This is a genomic window from Gloeotrichia echinulata CP02 (genome assembly GCA_038087035.1).
In the GTDB taxonomy this organism is placed as follows: Bacteria; Cyanobacteriota; Cyanobacteriia; order Cyanobacteriales; family Nostocaceae; genus Gloeotrichia; species Gloeotrichia echinulata.
In genome coordinates this window covers 1,875,345-1,895,235 of the sequence record CP051187.1, presented here as the reverse complement: position 1 = coordinate 1,895,235, position 19,891 = coordinate 1,875,345, and the positions used below count along the sequence as shown (strand labels likewise).

Annotated in this window: 10 protein-coding genes; 7 read left to right on the top strand and 3 right to left on the bottom strand. The window is 40.9% G+C overall.

Annotated elements, in window-relative coordinates; translation table 11 throughout:
• Positions 1 to 30: 30 nt before the first annotated feature.
• The 3 genes from HEQ19_08375 to HEQ19_08365 form a co-directional block, all read right to left on the bottom strand.
• Positions 31 to 1,038, bottom strand: coding sequence for an NAD(P)-dependent oxidoreductase (locus HEQ19_08375; GenBank protein ID WYM03308.1), 1,008 nt, complete (start codon positions 1,036 to 1,038; stop codon positions 31 to 33).
• Between the two features lie 164 nt (positions 1,039 to 1,202).
• The gene (gene devC, locus HEQ19_08370; GenBank protein WYM03307.1) at positions 1,203 to 2,381 is read right to left on the bottom strand and encodes an ABC transporter permease DevC; all 1,179 of its coding nucleotides are present in this window, start codon (positions 2,379 to 2,381) and stop codon (positions 1,203 to 1,205) included.
• Between the two features lie 223 nt (positions 2,382 to 2,604).
• Positions 2,605 to 3,807: an ABC exporter membrane fusion protein gene (locus HEQ19_08365; GenBank protein WYL99541.1), complete on the bottom strand. Its 1,203-nt coding sequence runs from the start codon at positions 3,805 to 3,807 to the stop codon at positions 2,605 to 2,607.
• Between the two features lie 1,261 nt (positions 3,808 to 5,068).
• Here HEQ19_08365 and HEQ19_08360 point away from each other — a divergent pair.
• The 7 genes from HEQ19_08360 to HEQ19_08330 all read left to right on the top strand — a co-directional run bounded on the left by HEQ19_08360 (position 5,069) and on the right by HEQ19_08330 (position 19,891).
• Positions 5,069 to 5,218 carry a hypothetical protein gene (locus HEQ19_08360; protein WYL99540.2) on the top strand — a complete coding sequence of 50 codons (150 nt, stop codon included), beginning with the start codon at positions 5,069 to 5,071 and terminating at the stop codon, positions 5,216 to 5,218.
• 99 nt (positions 5,219 to 5,317) lie between these two features.
• Positions 5,318 to 10,729 (top strand): beta-ketoacyl synthase N-terminal-like domain-containing protein, encoded by a 5,412-nt coding sequence (locus HEQ19_08355; GenBank protein ID WYL99539.1) that lies wholly within the window; start codon positions 5,318 to 5,320, stop codon positions 10,727 to 10,729.
• Between the two features lie 177 nt (positions 10,730 to 10,906).
• Positions 10,907 to 11,074: a hypothetical protein gene (locus HEQ19_08350; protein WYL99538.1), complete on the top strand. Its 168-nt coding sequence runs from the start codon at positions 10,907 to 10,909 to the stop codon at positions 11,072 to 11,074.
• A 63-nt stretch (positions 11,075 to 11,137) separates the two neighbouring features.
• Positions 11,138 to 12,871 carry an SDR family NAD(P)-dependent oxidoreductase gene (locus HEQ19_08345; protein ID WYL99537.1) on the top strand — a complete coding sequence of 578 codons (1,734 nt, stop codon included), beginning with the start codon at positions 11,138 to 11,140 and terminating at the stop codon, positions 12,869 to 12,871.
• A gap of 401 nt (positions 12,872 to 13,272) precedes the next feature.
• Positions 13,273 to 14,637: a polyketide synthase gene (locus HEQ19_08340; protein ID WYL99536.1), complete on the top strand. Its 1,365-nt coding sequence runs from the start codon at positions 13,273 to 13,275 to the stop codon at positions 14,635 to 14,637.
• Entirely contained in the window at positions 14,634 to 18,029 is a 3,396-nt protein-coding gene (locus tag HEQ19_08335) for a type I polyketide synthase (GenBank protein WYL99535.1), read from the top strand. The genes HEQ19_08340 and HEQ19_08335 overlap by 4 nt, the downstream gene beginning before the upstream one ends.
• A gap of 191 nt (positions 18,030 to 18,220) precedes the next feature.
• Positions 18,221 to 19,891, top strand: a complete 1,671-nt coding sequence (locus tag HEQ19_08330; GenBank protein ID WYL99534.1) for a PfaD family polyunsaturated fatty acid/polyketide biosynthesis protein — start codon at positions 18,221 to 18,223, stop codon at positions 19,889 to 19,891.

Sequence of the window (19,891 nt, the reverse complement as noted above, 5' to 3'; positions counted from 1 at the left end):
AGTGATTAGGCCATAAATATCTGTTTTAACTTATTTCATCAATTTTTCGATATCGGTTTTTTCCAGCCATTCCTGTGTGCGCCGCAACCCTTGTTCTAGGTCAATTTTTGGGGCATAATTTAACAAGCTTTGAGCTTTGGCAATAGAATAAGCATAGGGACGAGTCATAAAATCTATAGACTCAGGTAGAATATCGGCTTTTTTGCGAAAAAGTTTTTGTCCCTGAACACGCAATTTCAGAAACAACTTGATTTCATCTTTTCCCAGAGACATGGGTGCAGGTGAATTGGAAATTTCTGCTAAACGTGTAAAATAATCTTTACAGGAAGTTTCTTGACCGTCGGTGATATTAAAGATTTCGCCGTAGGTTTCTTTGGCGATCGCCAGAAAAATCGCATCAATTAGGTTATCTACATATACATGATTGATGACTCCTGGACCATCACTAGCATAAGCAAATAATTTTTGGCGCATAAAGTGGACTGGTCGCACTATCCAAGGAATAGATCCAGGTCCGTAAACATCACCTGCTCGCATGATAGTGATACCAAAATCTGGTGGATTATTCAATTCTAATAGTGCTGTTTCAGCTTCTATTTTGGTCTGACAGTAGGGATTATTTTCCCATGATAGTGGACCTGATTCTGTCACGCGATCAGGATAATTAAAACCATAGACCATCACACTAGACAGATGAACAAAGGTTTTAATACCAGCATTTTTTGCAGCTTTGGCTATATTAATCGTGCCGTCAACATTTACCTCACGAAAATCTTTGAGTGCGCCTGCTTCTTGAGCAAGTTGAGCCGTATGTAAAACGATGTCTACTCCCTGACAAGCCTTTTCGGCAATTTTCGCATCGGTGATACTACCAACAATTACTTCAAGACCTACTAAATCTTTTGCTTTTTTGTCCTGAACTGCAGAACTTTGTAATCCCCTAACTTTCATACCCTGCGCTATGGCTAATTCAGCTGCACGCCAACCGATAAATTCATCAATTCCAGTGATGAGGATGGTTTTATTTTGGAAATTCATGTGAGTGAGAAAAAGTATGAGATAAATGTTATTTTTGGGAACAGAAACAATTCTCAACCTAGAAAATAGAGGCGAATTGTCATTGGTCATTGGTGATTGCTTCTTTGTGCTTTACTAATGAAGAATAACCAATGACGAATGACAATTCACAAATGACAACCCTGCTAAAAAATATCAGCCGGGTCAGCAGAACGGAGTTTGTTAATGGCGAATAACCCTGAAGTTATACACATTAAAACTGCTGATATCAAGACAATTAATGCATTGAAAACCGTCATAATAATTGGCAGGTTAGTGGCTTTCATCGCAAAATCGTATAGACCGATAGCAAAGATAAATCCTGGTATATAACTAATAAATGCCAAGATTAAAGCTTGTTGAAGGACTACATTTAATAAATAATTATTTGGATAGCCTATAGCTTTTAAGGTTGCATAAGCAATGAATTGAGTAGCAATATTGCTGTAAAGAATTTGATAAACAATCACCACACCGACAACAGAAGCCATGATTAGCATCAGACTAAGTATAAACCCAATGGGTGTTCTAATAGCCCAATATTGTTTCTCAAAATCAATAAAACCTTGGTATGTGAAAATCTGGACATCATTCGGCAAACTTGCTTGCAAACTTTCTAGAATATTCTCTGCATTAGCACCAGGTTTGAGGGTGATCACACCCACGTCTATCATCTCTGCAGGACGGCTATTGGGATTGATTTTCATAAAAGTTGAGTCACTGACAATTAAATTGCCATCTACACCAAAGGAAGGACCCAAGCTAAATAAACCACCTACTCTGACTCGATAACCAGTTGATGCATTAAAGGGGAATATTTCAATTGTCTGGTCAGTATCACCCTGATTAAAATCCTCGGCAATTGGTCCAAATTCAGCACGAGAATCTCGGTCAAAAAGCATGACATCGGGAATTTTTAATTTATCTAAATTTTGTTCGACTTCTGGGAGATTTAACACAGAGCTATCAGGGTCAAATCCAATAACATATATTGAATATTTTTCACTAGTTACCGGATTTTTTAATTTAGCAAATTGCAAATATATGGGGCTAACTGACTCCACACCATCAAAGCCCAGAGTTTGGTACAAACGAGTGCGAGAAAAGCTTTGATTTGAGGTCAAAGATTTATATTGAGAACTCACTAAAAATAAATCACCTCTCAGGCTCTGATGTACTGCAGTAGCACTGGAATAGAGAGCATCTTGAAAGCCTAACTGAATAAACATCAGCAGCACAATAAAAGCAATCCCAGCTACAGCCACGAGAAACCGAATTCTTTGTTGGAATAGTTGTAGCCATGCCAAAGGAATCTTCAAATTCATGGATTCATTTGATAGTTGATAGTTGTCATTTGTCATTTGTCATTTGTCATTTGTCATTTGTTATTTGTCATTTGTTATTTGTCAGGTATAATAACTAATAACTAATGACGAATGACTAGTAGTCTGTCAATTTTGTTTTGAGGGATTTTTGGTAGTGTGAGCGTCTCGCTCACGCGGGCAAGATGCCCGCACTACAGTCCATCATTTTTATCTTGACAGAGTACTAGATGTGAATGGCGACATCGACCTGTAAGTTGGTTAACCGAGACACCCGTGAACTATCTGCAGGATTATCGATGGAGATTTTTACCTGAACAATTTTACGATCTGTGTCCGATCCTGGATTGATACTGAAGATGCTTTGTTTGTCAATTTGCCAACCTACCTCGCTGACAGTTCCCTTTAATTTTCCCGAAAAAGCAGGGCTGGTGATGGTGGCTTTTTGACCTGGACGCACTTTTTCAATATCGGTTTGATAGACTTCTGCGATCACATACATTTGAGATATATTGCCGATTTCAGCAAATCCTGAAGTAGCAATTATTTCTCCACTTTTGGCGTGAATTTTTAAGATTGTGCCATCTATGGGAGATTTGATGTAAGTTAAATCCTGGTCCGCTTTTGCTTGTTTGACTGCTGTGGTAGCACTCTTGACTTGGGTTTGTGCTAACTCAACATCGACAGGGCGCACCTCGCTAATACTCTTGAGTCGGGCGTTGGCTTCTTTGATCTGGTCTTGGAGAGTGTTCTGAGTACGGGTTAGGGTAGCTTTGGCTTCTGTTAGCTGCTGTTGTACAGTCTTGAGTTGCAAAGCCTTACTATCTGCTATTGAAGCTGAAATACCACCTTGTTTGTATAACTGCTGATATCGTTCGTTCTCAGTTTGAGCATTGTCTACCTGAGCTTGGATACGGGCGATTGTCGCCTGTTGTGCAGCATTTTCTCCTTTTAATTGCGACTCTAAACGAGAAATTGTGGCTTTTTGAGCATTAATGTCTCCGGTTTTAGCTCCAGATTTTACCTGAGCTAGTTCGGCTTTGGCTACTTCCAGTTTGTCTAAGGACTGTTGCAAAGCTGTTGTAGCACGAGTATAGTCTTCTAGATATGCCAATACTTGCCCAGTTTTAACTTTATCTCCTTCTTTATGCAAGAGTTTTTCTACTCGCACACCGTTAATTGAATGGGGTGCAGACAAATAAGTAATTTTACCTTGAGGCTGTATACGTCCTAAAGCAGTAATAGCAACTTTGGCTACAGTAACCTTGGGCGGATTTTTGGTGCGAGGTTGAACACTAGCGCGAAACCAAAGTGGTGAGAAAGCGTAACAAGATACTAGTCCGGTAGCTAAGATAACAGAAGCTGCCAAAATTATTCGCCATCGACCTACACTTTGTCTGAATAACTGGCTTTCTTTGTTTGGTTCCATATTTTTATTCCAATTGTGCAATACCAGTAAATAACCTAAATTGCTATATTAGTTGCTGATAATAGCCTCATCTTTAAAGTAACCAAGATGGGTTTTATCTCTATGGTTTTACATGAAGAAATTCGAGAGATCTAATCAGTTTTATATGAATTGTTTTACGCCTTGGTAGCTGCCACTGGATGACTATTTATTTTGGCGGATAAATCGTTCTTGGCGTTTCTGGTAATTCTCCTAAGTTTTCTACCTACTGATATCATATTACCTAGCATTAAAATTCAGTTTCATTGGCAATAAAACCGAAACTTTAATAATCAGGAAGCACCGATAAACTTGGCTAATAATCAGATAATCTTGTATTTAAGTATGGCAGAAAAAAATTATCTTGTCAAGCAATTTACTCTGCATGAGTTTCTCTAGAATTATAATATATCTCACTCAAGCTTTGCAAATTACAACTAGAAAATTTTTCTCATCTACCATCCTAACTTGGGATGACTAATCAACTGATTCTGTTATTATTGGCAGATTATTATGATAATAGTTGTATACGATAAGACATTATTATAGGAATCATATTTGATTTCTGAAAAAACCTCAGTAGGCTGGGAATTGCTCACCCTAGGTGTATTTTAAGAATCAAATAATAGCCCTATATAATGTTTATCATGCACAGCCTCTGACATGTGGCGGTTGATTTATCTTAAGAAATCATCAAAAATCCTGGCTCAATTATGATGTTATGTTGAAAAAAAATACTGAGGATGATTTACTCGATATATGTATTTGTGGAAATGTTACTTAATTTACTAACTTATTTGTGAGATTCTCTAAATTAAGATTAGAGGTATGTTTAACCTGTAATCTAGAGATTTCTTCTCTAGTAGCTAAAAGTTATAAATCATACTTTTCGGTTTTTTCTCAGAGAAAAGCATTAGCAGTAAAAAAGCATAATTCGTCTAAAATAACTTTAAATATACGATTCTGTTTGGTGAACTTATGCTAGTGTTTGTATTAATTCAAATGCTTCCCAGCGGTCAGATACATTAGTTACTTTTTCAAAAATATCAAAGGTGCAAAATAAGCATAAGCGAATAGTCATCACCTTAAGACTGTTTGGGTATTTTTCAAATTCCAGCATTAATTCGGAGTAAAGGTGATGTCTTTTCTGTAACGAACTTGTCAACTTTTCTGGGGTAACTCCCATAAAATCTATTATCCTGGACGCTGAAACTGGCTATGGTATTTATCAAGATACAGCACGTTGTCATTAACACCAGAGTTATTGTGTGATTTGTCATTGGTCATTTGTTATTTGTCATTGGTCATTGGTCATTTGTCATTGGTCATTGGTCATTGGTCATTGGTCATTTGTCATTGGTCATTGGTCATTTGTCATTTGTCAGGGGTTTAGGGATTTATTGATTCCAACAGTTGTATTTCTACCTACCTACCTACATACTTACTAGCTGTCGCGTTACCATCCCCAGTACTCAAGATTAGTCTATGTCCTATGTCTGCTTATTCAATTGATACAGCCTTGGCGGAATTGGAATCCCAGATCAGCAGTTGTGAAAAGGCTTTGATTAGGTTTATAGAGGAAAAAAAAGTGAGGCCAGAACAATCTATGTCCATTAACAAAATTAACAGACAACTACAACAAAATCCTATAGCCATTATTGGTATGGCGTCTCTATTTCCTAAGTCGAGAAACCTCCAGGAATATTGGCGGAATATCGTTAACAAAGTTGATTGTATTACCGATGTGCCTGATACACATTGGAGCGTCGAAGATTACTATGATCCGAATCCGAGAACACCGGAAGATAAAACCTACTGTAAACGCGGTGGATTCATTCCAGAGGTTGAGTTTAACCCAATGGAATTTGGCATTCCACCAAGCATTTTAGAGGTGACAGATGTATCGCAACTTCTCAGTTTAGTAGTTGCAAAAGAGGCAATGGAAGATGCCGGTTATGGCGATAATCGTGAATTTAGCCGTGAGAATATTGGGGTAATTTTAGGCGTAGCAATGGCAAAACAATTAGGAATGCCATTGTCTGCAAGATTAGAGTATCCGATTTGGGAAAAAGCGCTAAAAAGCAGCGGTTTATCTGATGAAGATACTCAGAAAATTGTCGAAAAAATTAAAAGCGCCTATGTGAAATGGGACGAAAATGCTTTCCCAGGGATGTTAGCTAACGTAGTCGCCGGACGAATTGCTAACCGCTTAAACTTTGGCGGAATGAACTGTGTAGTTGATGCTGCTTGTGCTAGTTCTTTCGGTGCCTTAAAAATGGCAATTAGCGAGTTAGTTGAACATCGCAGTGACATGATGTTGACTGGTGGGGTTGATACCGATAACACCATCATGGCTTACATCTCCTTCAGCAAAACCCCTGCTGTTTCCCCTGGTGAAAATGTCAGACCTTTTGATGCTAAATCTGATGGAATGATGTTGGGTGAAGGTATCGGGATGATTGTCCTCAAGCGTTTAGAAGATGCGGAACGGGACAATGATAAAATCTATGCAGTCATCAAAGGTATCGGCACCTCTAGCGATGGACGTTACAAGAGTATTTATGCTCCGCGCAAAGAAGGTCAAATAACCGCCTTGCGTCGTGCTTATGAAGATGCTGGTTTTTCTCCTGCTACCGTTGGTCTGATGGAAGCGCACGGTACCGGTACTATGGCTGGCGATCCAACAGAATTCGGTTCTTTAAGAGACTTCTTTAATGAAGAGGACACCAAAAAGCAGCACATTGCGCTGGGTAGCGTCAAATCACAAATTGGACATACTAAAGCGGCTGCAGGTGCGGCTAGCCTGATAAAAACCGCTTTGTCTTTACATCATAAAATCTTACCACCGACGATTAACATTACCGAGCCGAACCCCAAACTCAACATTAAAAATTCCTCCTTTTATTTGAACACCGAAACCAGACCCTGGATTCGTGCGGAAGGTGAAGCGCCAAGACGTGCGGGTGTTTCCTCCTTTGGCTTTGGTGGCACCAATTATCACGTGGTGTTAGAAGAATATACCGCCGAACAACACCAAGCTTACCGCTTACACAGCGTTCCTAGTCTTGTATTGCTCTTTGCTGAGACTGCGGCTCAATTGGTGGCAAAATGTGAAGAAACGTTAAATAAGTTGCAATCTCAAGGCGGAGACAGGCATTATGCAGAATTAATTCAAGAATGCCAATCACAAGTAATTCCACAACCAGCTGCGAGAGTTGGGTTTGTAGCAGAAAATCTGCAAGAGACTTGTAAATTACTGCAAATTAGTTTGGACTGGCTGAAGCTCAAAGGGTCAGCAGCATCCTGGGAACATCCCCAAGGTATTTACTACCGCGCTTCGGGTATGGATTTGTCAGGGAAAGTAGTTTCACTATTTTCTGGACAAGGTTCTCAATACTTGGACATGGGACGGGAAGTGGTGATGAATTTCCCGCAAATGCGGCGCTTGTATAGCAGCATGGATAGTCTGCTACTCCAAGATAATTTACAGCCAGTGTCGGAAATTGTGTTTCCCCATCCCGTATTTGAGGAAGCAGAAAAAAATGCCCAAATGGCCGGTTTACAACGGACAGAATATGCTCAACCGGCGATTGGCGTGTTTAGCGCTGGGTTATATTCTATACTACAAAAAGCGGGATTCAAATCAGACTTTGTTGCTGGACATAGCTTTGGTGAACTTACAGCCCTGTGGGCAGCAGGGGTGCTGAGTGAGCAAGATTACTTATTTCTCGTCAAATCTCGCGGTCAAGCAATGGCTGCTCCTGAAGACCCAGATCATGATGCGGGTAGTATGCTGGCTGTCAAAGAAGAGATCAGCAAGGTGGAAGCAGTTGTGAAGAACTTTCCCCAAGTAGCGATCGCCAATTTTAATTCTCCTACCCAAGTGGTCTTAGCAGGTCCGACCGCCGAAATTGACAAAGTGCGTCAAGCATTACAGGATCTCGGATATGCAGCAGTTTTGCTACCCGTAGCTGCAGCCTTCCACACACCACTAATCGCCTTTGCTCAAAAATCCTTTGCGATCGCCACTAAATCTGTCAATTTCAAAGCGCCCCAAATCCCCGTTTTCAGCAACGTCACAGGTAGACACTATCCCAAAGAAGCCCAAGGAATTCAAAAAATCCTGGAAAGTCACCTGTCAAACTCAGTCTTGTTTAAGCAAGAAATTGAAAATATCTACGCAGCTGGGGGTACATGCTTTGTAGAATTTGGACCTCGGCGAATTCTCACCAACTTAGTCAAAGATATCCTCGGCGATCGCCCCCATTTTACCGTATCCTTGAACCCCAGCATCCAAAAGAATAGCGATCGCTCCCTGCGAGAAGCCGTTGTTCAGTTGCGCGTGCTTGGTTTATCCTTAACAAACCTCGATCCTTACCAACTACCACCCGCACTTCCCGCACCAGAAAACGACAAAAAGAAAGCGTTAACTGTGCGTTTAAACGGGATTAATTATAGATCCGAAAAAACCAAAAACGCTTTTGCACAAGCTTTGCAAAATGGACATCAAGTCAAGCAAGCTCAAGCAAAGCAGCCAACTTTGGAACTTGCGGAAACTGCGCCTTCCTTAGCCAATTTACAGACTGCGGCACCAACCTTCCCCATGAACGGGGGTAATGGACATAAAAAAACAGCGAGCGTTCCCACCCCAATAGTAACCAGCGTTACTCAGGAACCCCAAAAGCCTCAGATGAATCCTGCGACCCTTACACATCAACCAGCACAGGAATCGAAGATGCAACCAACACCAGAAAAACTTCTGAATGATCAACGGGTTCTACAAAGTTTAGAACACCTTTTGACACAGTTTCAACAAAATCAAAGCGAGAACTTACAACTTCACGGACAATATCTCAATCATCAGATGGAATACGCTAAAACGTTTTTCCAACTAATGCAACAGCAGAATTCCGTATTTGCTCAAAGTAAATCTGACACAGAAACTGCCAAACTAAAGCTAGTTGTGATGGAAAGCTTAGAGCGGAGTATGATGCAGTTTCATAGCCAACAAGGTGAAACCCTACGCATCCATGAGCAATATCTCCAAGAACAGATAGAATACGCTCACAACTTTTTCCAACTCATTCAACAACAGTATTCCCAGTTGCTTTCTGGTGGGGTGGTGATTCAACCTGTAGCGCCCATCGCCAAAATTGTCGAAATTTCGCCAGTAGTTGAAGCGCCCATCGCCAAAATTGTCGAACCTGCGCCAGTAGTTGAAGCACCCATCGCCAAAATTGTCGAACCTGCGCCAGTAGTTGAAGCACCCATCGCCAAAATTGTCGAAATTTCGCCAGTAGTTGAAGCACCCATCGCCAAAATTGTCGAACCTGCGCCAGTAGTTGAAGCACCCATCGCCAAAATTGTCGAAATTTCGCCAGTAGTTGAAGCGCCCGTAACACCAACAACAACAGTACCCATAACCAGCGCCACTGATTTAGCCCAAATCGGTCAAGACCTGTTAGAAATTACCAGTGAGAAAACAGGCTACCCCATTGAAATGCTAGAAATGGACATGGATATGGAAGCAGATTTAGGGATTGACTCCATCAAACGGGTAGAAATCTTGGGAGGACTGCAAGAATTATACCCCAGCTTGCCCAAACCGAATTTAGAAGAACTGGCAGAAAAACGCACCATCGGTCAAGTTGTCGAGTATCTGCAATCCCATGCTTCCAGAAGCGTTTCCGTAGAAATAGCCATTCACGAAGTACAACAAGCAGCAGAAATTGCGCCCGTAGTTACCCCAAGTGAGCCTGTAGTTGATCAGGTATTTACCCCAGTCAGCGCCCCAGTCAGCGAAATCGTTGCATTTAGCACAGAACCAGAAACAGCAAATGTAAACGATTATGCAGACTTAGGTCAAAACCTGTTAAACATTACCAGTGAAAAAACAGGCTATCCAGTAGAGATGCTGGAAATGGAAATGGACATGGAAGCCGACCTAGGGATTGATTCCATCAAACGGGTAGAAATCCTCGGCGCAATGCAAGAGATGTATCCAAACCTACCGAAACCCAACATCGAAGAACTCGGAGACTTACGCACAATCGGTCAAATAGTTGATTACCTACAGCAATTAGCTGGAGGTGAAAAAAAAAAGTCTCAGTTTGAGTTTGACGACAAACCAATCGAGGTAGAAGCAGAACCAGAAGAAGAAGAAGAAGAAGACGTAGATCATAACGTCCAACGTCGTCCAGCCAAACTCAAATTTTTACCATCACCAGACCACTTAGATTTCAGCTTACCAGAGGGACACATCAGTTTAATCACCGATGATGGTTCCCTCACCACCTCAGTGGTAGCACAATCCTTGATTGACAAAGGCTGGAAAGTAGTAGTTTTAAGCTTCCCCCAATCCCTCATTCCACATCAAGCGACCTTACCAGCAGGAGCAGAGCGGATCACCTTAGCCGACTTGAGCGAAGAACTACTACAACATAAACTAACAGCGATCGCCACCAACATCGGCACCATTGGCGCCTTCATCCATATACATCCCGTATTTCAGCTAACAAACAGCGAAAGAATTCCTTACCTAGAACAAGAAAAGGCGATCGTCAAACACATCTTCTTCATCGCCAAACATCTAAAAAAATCCCTCAACGAAGCAGCGCATTATGGACGCAGTTGTTTTTGTACAGTAACTCGACTCGATGGCGCCTTTGGATTTGAACACAAAACAAACTATGGAGTCATCGGCGCCGGTTTATTTGGATTAACCAAAACCCTCAGATGGGAATGGCCCAAAGTATATTGTCGCGCTATCGACCTTAACCCCAGCCTCGATGCTCAACAGTCAGCAAAACATATCATAGCCGAACTGCACGACTCCAACCTTTATATTAGCGAAGTTGCTTACGGCAGCCAAGGAAGAGTTACCCTCACCAGTTCCGTCGAATAAGAGAAAGGGGGGGGTGAGGAGTAATGAGTAATGAGTAATGAGTAAGGAGTAATGAGTAAGGAGTAAGGAGTAAGGAGTGAGGAGTGAGGAGTGAGGAGTGAGGAGTAAGGAGTGAGGAGTAAGGAGTAATGAGTAATGAGTAATGAGTAATGAGTAATGAGTAATGAGTAATGAGTAATGAGTTTCAAACAGGAAGATTCTAGTTCCAAACAGGAAGATTCCAGTTCCAAACAGGAAGATTCTAGTTTCAAACAGGAAGATTCCAGTTCCAAGCACGAAGTTCCAACAGGTAGGGTGCGTCAGTCCCAAAAATTTCTTTTGAAGTTAAGGATTTTGCACTGCTGACGCACCCTACAGCCTTTCATTTTCTTTGCGCCTTTGCGCCTTTGCGTGAGACAAATTCATAAAATGATGACACAAACAAAAACTCGTCCCGCATCAGTATATCTCGTCAGTGGTGGCGCCAAAGGAATTACCGCTGAATGCACAATCAAGTTAGCACAAAAGCAACCAGCCAAATTTATCCTGCTTGGTCGTTCAGAACTTTTAGAAATCGAGCCAGACTACGCTCAAAATTGCGTTGAAGAACCCGCATTAAAAAAACGCATCATGGAAAATCTTTTAGCTCAGGGAGAGAAACCAACACCCATGAGCGTACAAAAGATATATAACAAAATTCACTCCAGCCGCGAAATCAAAAAAACCTTAGCAGCAATAGAACAAACAGGAAGCACAGTCGAATATATCAGCGTCGATGTCACAGACACCCTAGCCTTACAGCAAAAAATTAACATTGCTGTCAACCGAATAGGAGCGATAACAGGCATCATACATGGCGCCGGTAACTTAGCCGATAAATTAATTGAAAAGAAAACAGAACAAGATTTCGAGAAAGTTTACACAGCCAAAGTGCAGGGATTAGAAAATATTTTAGCTTGTGTTAATCCCCATGAACTACAGCAGTTAGTCTTATTCTCCTCAGTCACAGGATTTTACGGAAATATTGGACAATCAGATTATGCGATTGCCAACGAAATCCTCAACAAATCAGCCCATCTGATGAAACAAAACTATCCCAATTGCCATGTAGTTGCAATCAATTGGGGAGGTTGGGATAGTGGGATGGTAACACCAGAAATAAAAAAAGCCTTTGCGGAAAGGGGAATTGATATTATTCCCGTAGAAATTGGGACAAAAATGTTAGTTAAAGAACTGCATCCCCAACATCACGCAACAACACAACTTGTCATTGGTAGTCCCATGACACCACCACCAGCACCCTTAGATAAAGAACTAAGAAGCTATAGTGTGCGGCGAAGAATCACAGTAGCAGAAAATCCATTTTTACTGGATCACATGATAGCAGGATATCCAGTATTACCAGCCACCTGCGCTATGTCATGGATGATTAACGCCTGTGAAGAAAGTTATCCAGGTTATAGATATTTCAGTTGCAAAGATTTTAAAATATTAAAGGGAATCACCTTTAACGACACCGTAGCCAGCGAACATATTCTCGAAGTGCAAGAAATTGCTAAAAGCGATTTGCAGTTTATCGAATTACAGACAAAAATCTTGAGTAAAACCCCTCAAGGAAAAACCCATTATCATTTCACCTCTGTAGTTAAACTACTGCGAGAACTACCGACAGCACCAACTTATGAAGCAGTGAATCTTGCAGAAGATCACATCATCAAGCTTACAGGCGAAGACTTGTATCAAAAAGACCCATCCTCATTATTTCATGGACCATGTTTTCAGAAAATCCAAAAAGTGTTAAACATTAGTCCCGAAAAAATTACTGTAGAATGCTTTTGGAAAGACATCACACCACAACAACAAGGACAATTTCCTATTCATTGGCATAATCCATACTCAATAGACTTGAGTAGCCATCCCTTATGGATTTGGTTAAACCATTTTCACCAAGAAGTGTGTTTACCAGGAAAATTAACACAATCGGAACAATATAGAGCAATACCATGTAACCAACCATTTTATGTTTCTTGTGAAATACAAGAGAAAAAAGCAACCGAAGCAACAGCCAATTTCCTCCTCCACGACTCCCAAGGACAATTATACTCACGCATCTTAGGAGCCAAAGCAGTAGTAGTACCCATCAGCCTACTTCAACCCAAATAATGTTAATTTGACAATCCTCAGCGTCCCTCTGCGTTTCCTTAGTGTTCCTCTGCGTTGAAAAACACTTATTGGATCTTAGTGGTCAAGCAATTTTTGAACCATTAATCAGCAAGGCTTCTTAATCCTTTTCAGTTCGGGGAACAGCGTAAATCCTAAAAACAAGGGGAATATAAAACAATACGGTTCAGTTAGAGCCAAAAACCTTGACCCATGTATGTTGGGTTGAGGAACGTAGGCGTAGCCTTCTCGGAGAGTAACCCAACATTTGGCGGGTTTGTTGGGTTTCGCAAAGCCTCAACCCAACCTACAATTTTCCTTAACTGAACCGTATTGGAATATAAAACTTGCTAATTCGAGCAAAAATTCCCCTCTCGCCTAATACCCAAACGAGGATATAAGCAGTGGAAAAAATAGCCATAATCGGATTATCATGCCTCTTTCCTGACGCAAATAATCCCGAACAGTTTTGGCAAAATCTCACCCAAGAAAAAGATTCCACCTCAACAGTTACCATCCAAGAAATGGGCGTAGATCCCACAATATTTTACGACCCAATTAAAGGAAAACCGGAAAAAATTTATTATCTTCAAGGTGGATTCATCCGTAATTTTGAATTGGACACCAGTGAATATAATCTGCCATCAGAATTGCTCAACAGCTTGGATAATAGCTTTAAATGGTCATTGTATGCCGCTAAACAAGCGATTCAGCAAAGTGGTTACTGGGGAAATCAATCTGTACTTTCAAAATGCGGCGTAATTTTAGGAAATTTATCCTTCCCGACCAAACTTTCCAACCAATTGTTTGCACCAATTTATCAGCAAACAATTGCACCAGCAATTGGTGAACTGTTAGAAGATAAAGACTTCCATTTACCTACTTTAGCAACAGGAGCCAAACCGTCTAAATACAACGCGATGATCAGCGGCTTTCCTGCTGCACTAGTTTCTCAAGCCTTTTCCCTATCAAGTCATCATTTCTGCATAGATGCTGCTTGTTCATCATCATTTTATGCAATTAAACTAGCCTCGCATTACCTGCGATCGCGCAAAGCCGATGTCATGTTAGCTGGTGCGATGAGTTGTACAGACCCGCTGTTTTTACGGATGTTGTTTTCCGGTATTCAAGGCTATCCCGAAAATGGAATCAGTCGTCCCTTAGATAAATCATCAAGAGGACTAATTACAGCCGAAGGAATTGGGATGGTGATGCTAAAAAGATATAGTGACGCCATCAGAGATGGCGATAAAATTTTAGCCACTATCGCTGGTAATGGACTGTCAAATGATGGCAAAGGTAAGCACCTACTCAGCCCTAATTCTAAAGGTCAAATGCTAGCTTTTGAGCGAGCATATACCGAAGCGAATCTCAGTCCCCAAGCAATTGATTATATGGAGTGTCATGCGACTGGCACTTTATTAGGAGATAGCACCGAATTCAACTCTATAGAAACCTTTTTTGGGCAACACCAAGCAGCACCTCTAGTAGGTTCTACCAAAGCAAATGTAGGTCACTTATTAGTTGCTGCCGGTATGGTGAGCTTAACTAAGACAATTTGTAGCATGTCTTATGGCTTAATTCCACCAACACTGAATATTACTGAACCGATAGGTTCTGATAACAGTGTAATTTCCGCCAAAAATATTGTCAGAACTGCCACAACATGGCACCAGAATTCTCCAATTAAACGCGCCGCCTTAAGTGCTTTTGGTTTTGGTGGAACTAACTCACATCTGATTCTTGAACAAGGGGAAGTAGTCTCATGAATTTTGCACAAGAAAGTAACAGTAAAATTGCCATTGTTGGCATGGATGCCTTTTTCGGTGAATGCCAGAATTTAGATGCTTTTGAACGGAGTATTTATGATGGTAAACAGCATTTTATTCCCCTACCAACTAAAAGATGGTATGGCATAGAAGAGCAAATAAACATACTCAAAGAGTATGGTTTAACAGACGGAAAAGCACCATTAGGGGCATATATTCAAGACTTTGACATCGATACCCTAGCCTACAAAATTCCCCCAAATGAAGTAGAAAAACTCAATCCACAACAACTATTAATCCTCAAAGTTGCAGATCGCGCCTTGAAAGATGCGCGAATTGCAGAAGGGGGAAATGTCGCCGTCATTATTGCCGCAGAATCCGAATTATCTGTACATCAGCTACAGCAAAGATGGAATTTATCATGGCAGATTAAAGATGGCTTAAATGCAGCGAAAATTGCCTTACCAGCAGACAAAATTGCTCAACTGGAAACCATTGTTAAAGATAGTGTTCACCAGCAAGTAGATATTGGAGAATATCTCAGTTACATCGCCAATATCATGGCGAGTCGGATTTCTTCTTTGTGGAATTTCACCGGTCCTTCATTTACCATCACCGCCGGCGAAACTTCGACCTTCAAGGCTTTAGAAGTAGCAGAAATGTTACTAATGACAGGGGAAGTAGATACAGTCCTCGTCGGCGCCGTTGATTTGGCTGGTGGGGTAGAAAATGTCTTATTGCGAAACCAAGGCGCAAAAATTAATACAGGCGCCAACACCTTAAGTTATGACCAGAAAGCCAATGGCTGGACAGTTGGCGAAGGCGCCGGTGCAGTGGTTCTTAAGCGTCACGACCTAGCCAAACAAAACGGCGAACGCATCTATGCAGTCATTGATGCTATTAGCTTTGGAAAAGCCAATTCCACTTCTGTAGACGGAGGAACAGTCAACCAAATCTGCAAACAAGCTTTTCAGATAGCAGGAATTAAACCTCCAGATGTTAACTATCTAGAAGTTTGTGGTAGTGGTATTCCCCACGAAGACGAAGCAGAAATCACCGGTATCCTCCAGGCTTATCCCTCGGTGGGAAATGGTTTACACTGTGCTATAGGTAGTGTCAAAGCCAATATTGGTAACACCTATGTTGCATCGGGAATTGCCAGCCTAATTAAAACCGCTCTCTGTATCTATCATAACTATATTCCCGCCACCCCCAACTGGTCCGGTGTGAAAACACCACAAGTATGGGAAAGGAGTCCCTTCTATGTTGCCACAGAATCAAGACCTTGGTTTCTTGGTAAAGACAGTAGCCACAGAATTGCAGCGATTAATAGTATAGGATTTGATGGGACTTTTGCCCATTTAATCTTGTCAGAAGAACCAGAGCAAAAACAACCCAGCAGCAAATATTTGCAGCAACGTCCTTTTTATCTGTTCCCGATAGCAGCCGATAATCAATCGGATGTACTAGAGGCTGTAAATAATCTCCAAGAAACTATCGAAAATGCTAGTTTTTTATCAGATGCTGCTAGCCAGACCTTTGCTAAATTTCAGCAACATTCTGCAGCTAAATACGCCTTAGCCATCACCGGAAAAAACAAAAAAGAACTACTCAAAGAAATCGCATCATCTCGCAAAGGTATTAATAGTGCCTTTGAGCAAGGAACAGACTGGCAAACACCAATAGGCAGTTATTTTACAGCTAAACCACTGGGTAAAAAAGGAGAAGTTGCTTACGTTTATCCAGCAGCAGTCAATTCTTATGTTGGTATTGGTCGGCATCTTTTCCGTTTATTTCCCCAAATCCAGCAAGACCCTTTTGTCACAAGTCTTTATAAACGTGTTTCCGATGTGGAAAAACTAGTTTTTCCCAGAAGCTTAAGTAAATTGTCAACTAGGCAACTGGAAACTCTAGAAAAGCAATTGCTAGACAATCATTTAGCAATGTTTGAATCCGAAATTTTCTTTACCAGACTCATCACAACAGTTCTGCGTGATGAATTTCAAGTCATCCCAAAATATGTGTTTGGCTATAGCCTTGGTGAAACTAGCATGATGGTTGCTCAAGGGGTTTGGAGCAATTTTTATGAAGGGAGTAATTCCTTTAACTCATCGGCTTTATTTGGAGACAGATTATCAGGTCCAAAAAATGCAGTGCGTGAGTATTGGGGATTACCACAAACCTCCTTTACTTTAGACCATAATTTTTGGTGTAACTACGTTCTCATGGCCAGTCCATCCCAGGTCAGAGAAGCTTTAAAAAATGAGAGTCGGGTTTATTTAACTCAGATTAATACACAAGAAGAAGTATTAATCGCTGGTGAACCAGCAGCTTGTCAAAGAGTAATTAAAAGTCTTGGTTGCAATGCTTTTACCGCTCCCTTCGACCATGTAATCCATTGTGAAGCCATGCGTTCGGAATACGAAGAATTGGTAAAAATAAACACTTTTCCATCATCCCAAAATATGCCCGGAATGGTGTTTTACTCAGCTGCTGAGTATCAACCTATCACACTTGAGAGTAATACCATTGCTCACAGTATAGCTAAAGGACTAAGCCAACAACTTGACTTTCCCCGATTAGTTAACCGCGTCTATAACGATGGTGTCAAAATCTTTATCGAAGCAGGCGCTGGTGGTGTCTGTTCTCGCTGGATTGATAAAATCCTAGACAACCAAGAACACATCACCGTATCCCTCAATAGAAGAGGTATGGATGACCATACTTCTATTCTCAAAGCACTAGCAAAACTCCTCAGTCATCGAGTTAATTTAGATTTATCACCTCTGTACAATCTTTCACCAGAAACAGGCAAGCAAAGTAAATTAACCGTCAGAAATATTACATTAGGAGGTAACTCAATTACTGCCACAATTTTAACCGAAGAAAATCGTCAACTATTCCAAAATGTAGCCAGTCAATACAGAGTTAGTTCTGTAAATATTCCGCATCAAAACATACCATTATCTAGAGAATTAGAAATTATAGATTCTCTAAATAATCAAGAAGATGAAACCATTGCTAATAATAGTCAAACTCAGCAAATATTACCATCACCAACCCAGCCAGAAAAAACCACCCCAAAAACTATCAATGAACACGGTTTAGTGCCAGTAGAACAATTACAATCTTCTGAGATAACTACCACAACACAGCAGATTACTCAACCCATTTTGTCCTCATCTCATATAACTAGCGAACTGGCGAACACTATCAATATGCTCGATTTAAATAAGTCCCAGTATCACAAACTGAATACTAACAATTCCAATGTAACTAAAGCCCACAGTGCTTTCTTAAAAGCTAGACAGGAATTTAGTCAGCAGATGAGCGAAATCATTCAACTACAAATGACTTGCGCTCAAAATTTACTGCATGAAGAATCCAAATAAGTAGCCATCATTCCCCTCCTTGCTTGCGGGGAGGGGGTAGGGGTGGGGTCTTATTTTCCAGTCAGGTCAAAGTCAAAAATTATGTTTGTAGTAGCGCATTAGCAAAAATTTTCTGCTCTTTAGCCCTACTACAAAGCAAATCAACATTCACCCTTTAGAACCCATTGCTGATAATTTGAGGGATAACTAGCGTGACCACTGTAGATACGCCACTAAGTAAACACAATAATGGTCTAGGATTTACCCCCTATACCTACAGTCAAAACCTCATCTGGAAAGGTTCATTAGATTGTATATCTTTTGACAAAATAGCCATCATAGATAAATTACAGTCCTTAGATAAACCCTGTTATATCGTCAAAGTTGCCGGTAAAATAGGAGTCACTAACGACGGTTATTTATCTCCTGCTGATAACGGAATCACAACACAAGTACAACTACTCACATCTATACCACCAATCCGCATTCAACAGTTAGGAGACCCAAATTTTCTCTCCTTTCATGGAGTAAAATACGCCTATGCGACTGGTGCGATGGCTGGCGGAATTGCTTCTGAAGAAATGGTTATTGCACTCGGAAAAAATAAAATATTGAGTTCCTTTGGTGCAGGTGGTTTAAGTCCAGACCGTTTAGAAGCCGCCATTAATCGCATTCAACAAGCCTTACCTCATGGTCCCTACGCTGTTAATTTAATTCACAGTCCTAATGAACCTGCAATTGAACGCCGTGCTGTGGATTTGTTCCTCAAATATGGGGTGAGAACTGTAGAAGCCTCAGCATTTTTAGACTTAACCGCCAACATAGTCTATTATCGTGCTGCAGGACTAAGTTTAAATGCAGCTAATCAAATTGAAATTAAAAACAAAGTCATCGCCAAAATTTCGCGCCGAGAAGTTGCTAGCAAATTTCTGCAACCAGCACCAGCCAGAATGCTCAAAGAACTCGTTGAGCAAAAACTAATTACTGAATTACAAGCAACTTTAGCAGCTAAAGTGCCAATGGCTGATGATATTACCGTCGAAGCAGATTCTGGCGGTCATACAGATAATCGTCCTTTGGTTTGTCTCTTACCTTCCATCATGGCTTTAAGAGATGAAATTCAAGCACAATATCATTACTCTCAAACTATTCGTGTCGGAGTAGCCGGAGGAATTGCTACACCACAATCTGCTTTAGCTAGCTTTATGATGGGTGCGGCTTATGTGGTGACAGGTTCCATTAATCAATCCTGCATTGAATCTGGAGCTTGTGAACATACCAAAAAGTTATTAGCTCAAGCCGAGATGGCTGATGTAATGATGGCTCCCGCTGCAGATATGTTTGAAATGGGGGTGAAATTACAAGTCCTCAAACGGGGGACAATGTTCCCGATGCGAGCGCAGAAATTATATGAGTTATACCGCAGTTATAACTCGATTGAAGAAATACCGCTTGCAGAAAGAGAGAAATTAGAAAAACAAGTTTTTCGCAAGAGTATTGCAGAAGTTTGGGAAGGAACGGCTGCTTATTTATCTCAACGAAATCCCGAAAAGCTGGGTAAAGCAGTTAATAATTCCAAACTAAAAATGGCGTTGATTTTCCGCTGGTATTTAGGATTATCTTCTCGCTGGTCTAATTCTGGAGAAAAAGGTCGCGAAGTCGATTATCAAATTTGGTGTGGTCCAGCAATGGGTGGCTTTAACGACTGGGTGCGTGGTACTTACTTAGCTGAACCTCATAATCGCAAAGTAGTTGATGTTGCTAACCACATTATGACTGGTACAGCATTTTTATACCGAATTCAAAGTTTGAAAATCCAGGGACTACAACTCCCCGATTACTACAGTCAATATCGCCCAGAACATTCTACATTGGAGATGTAA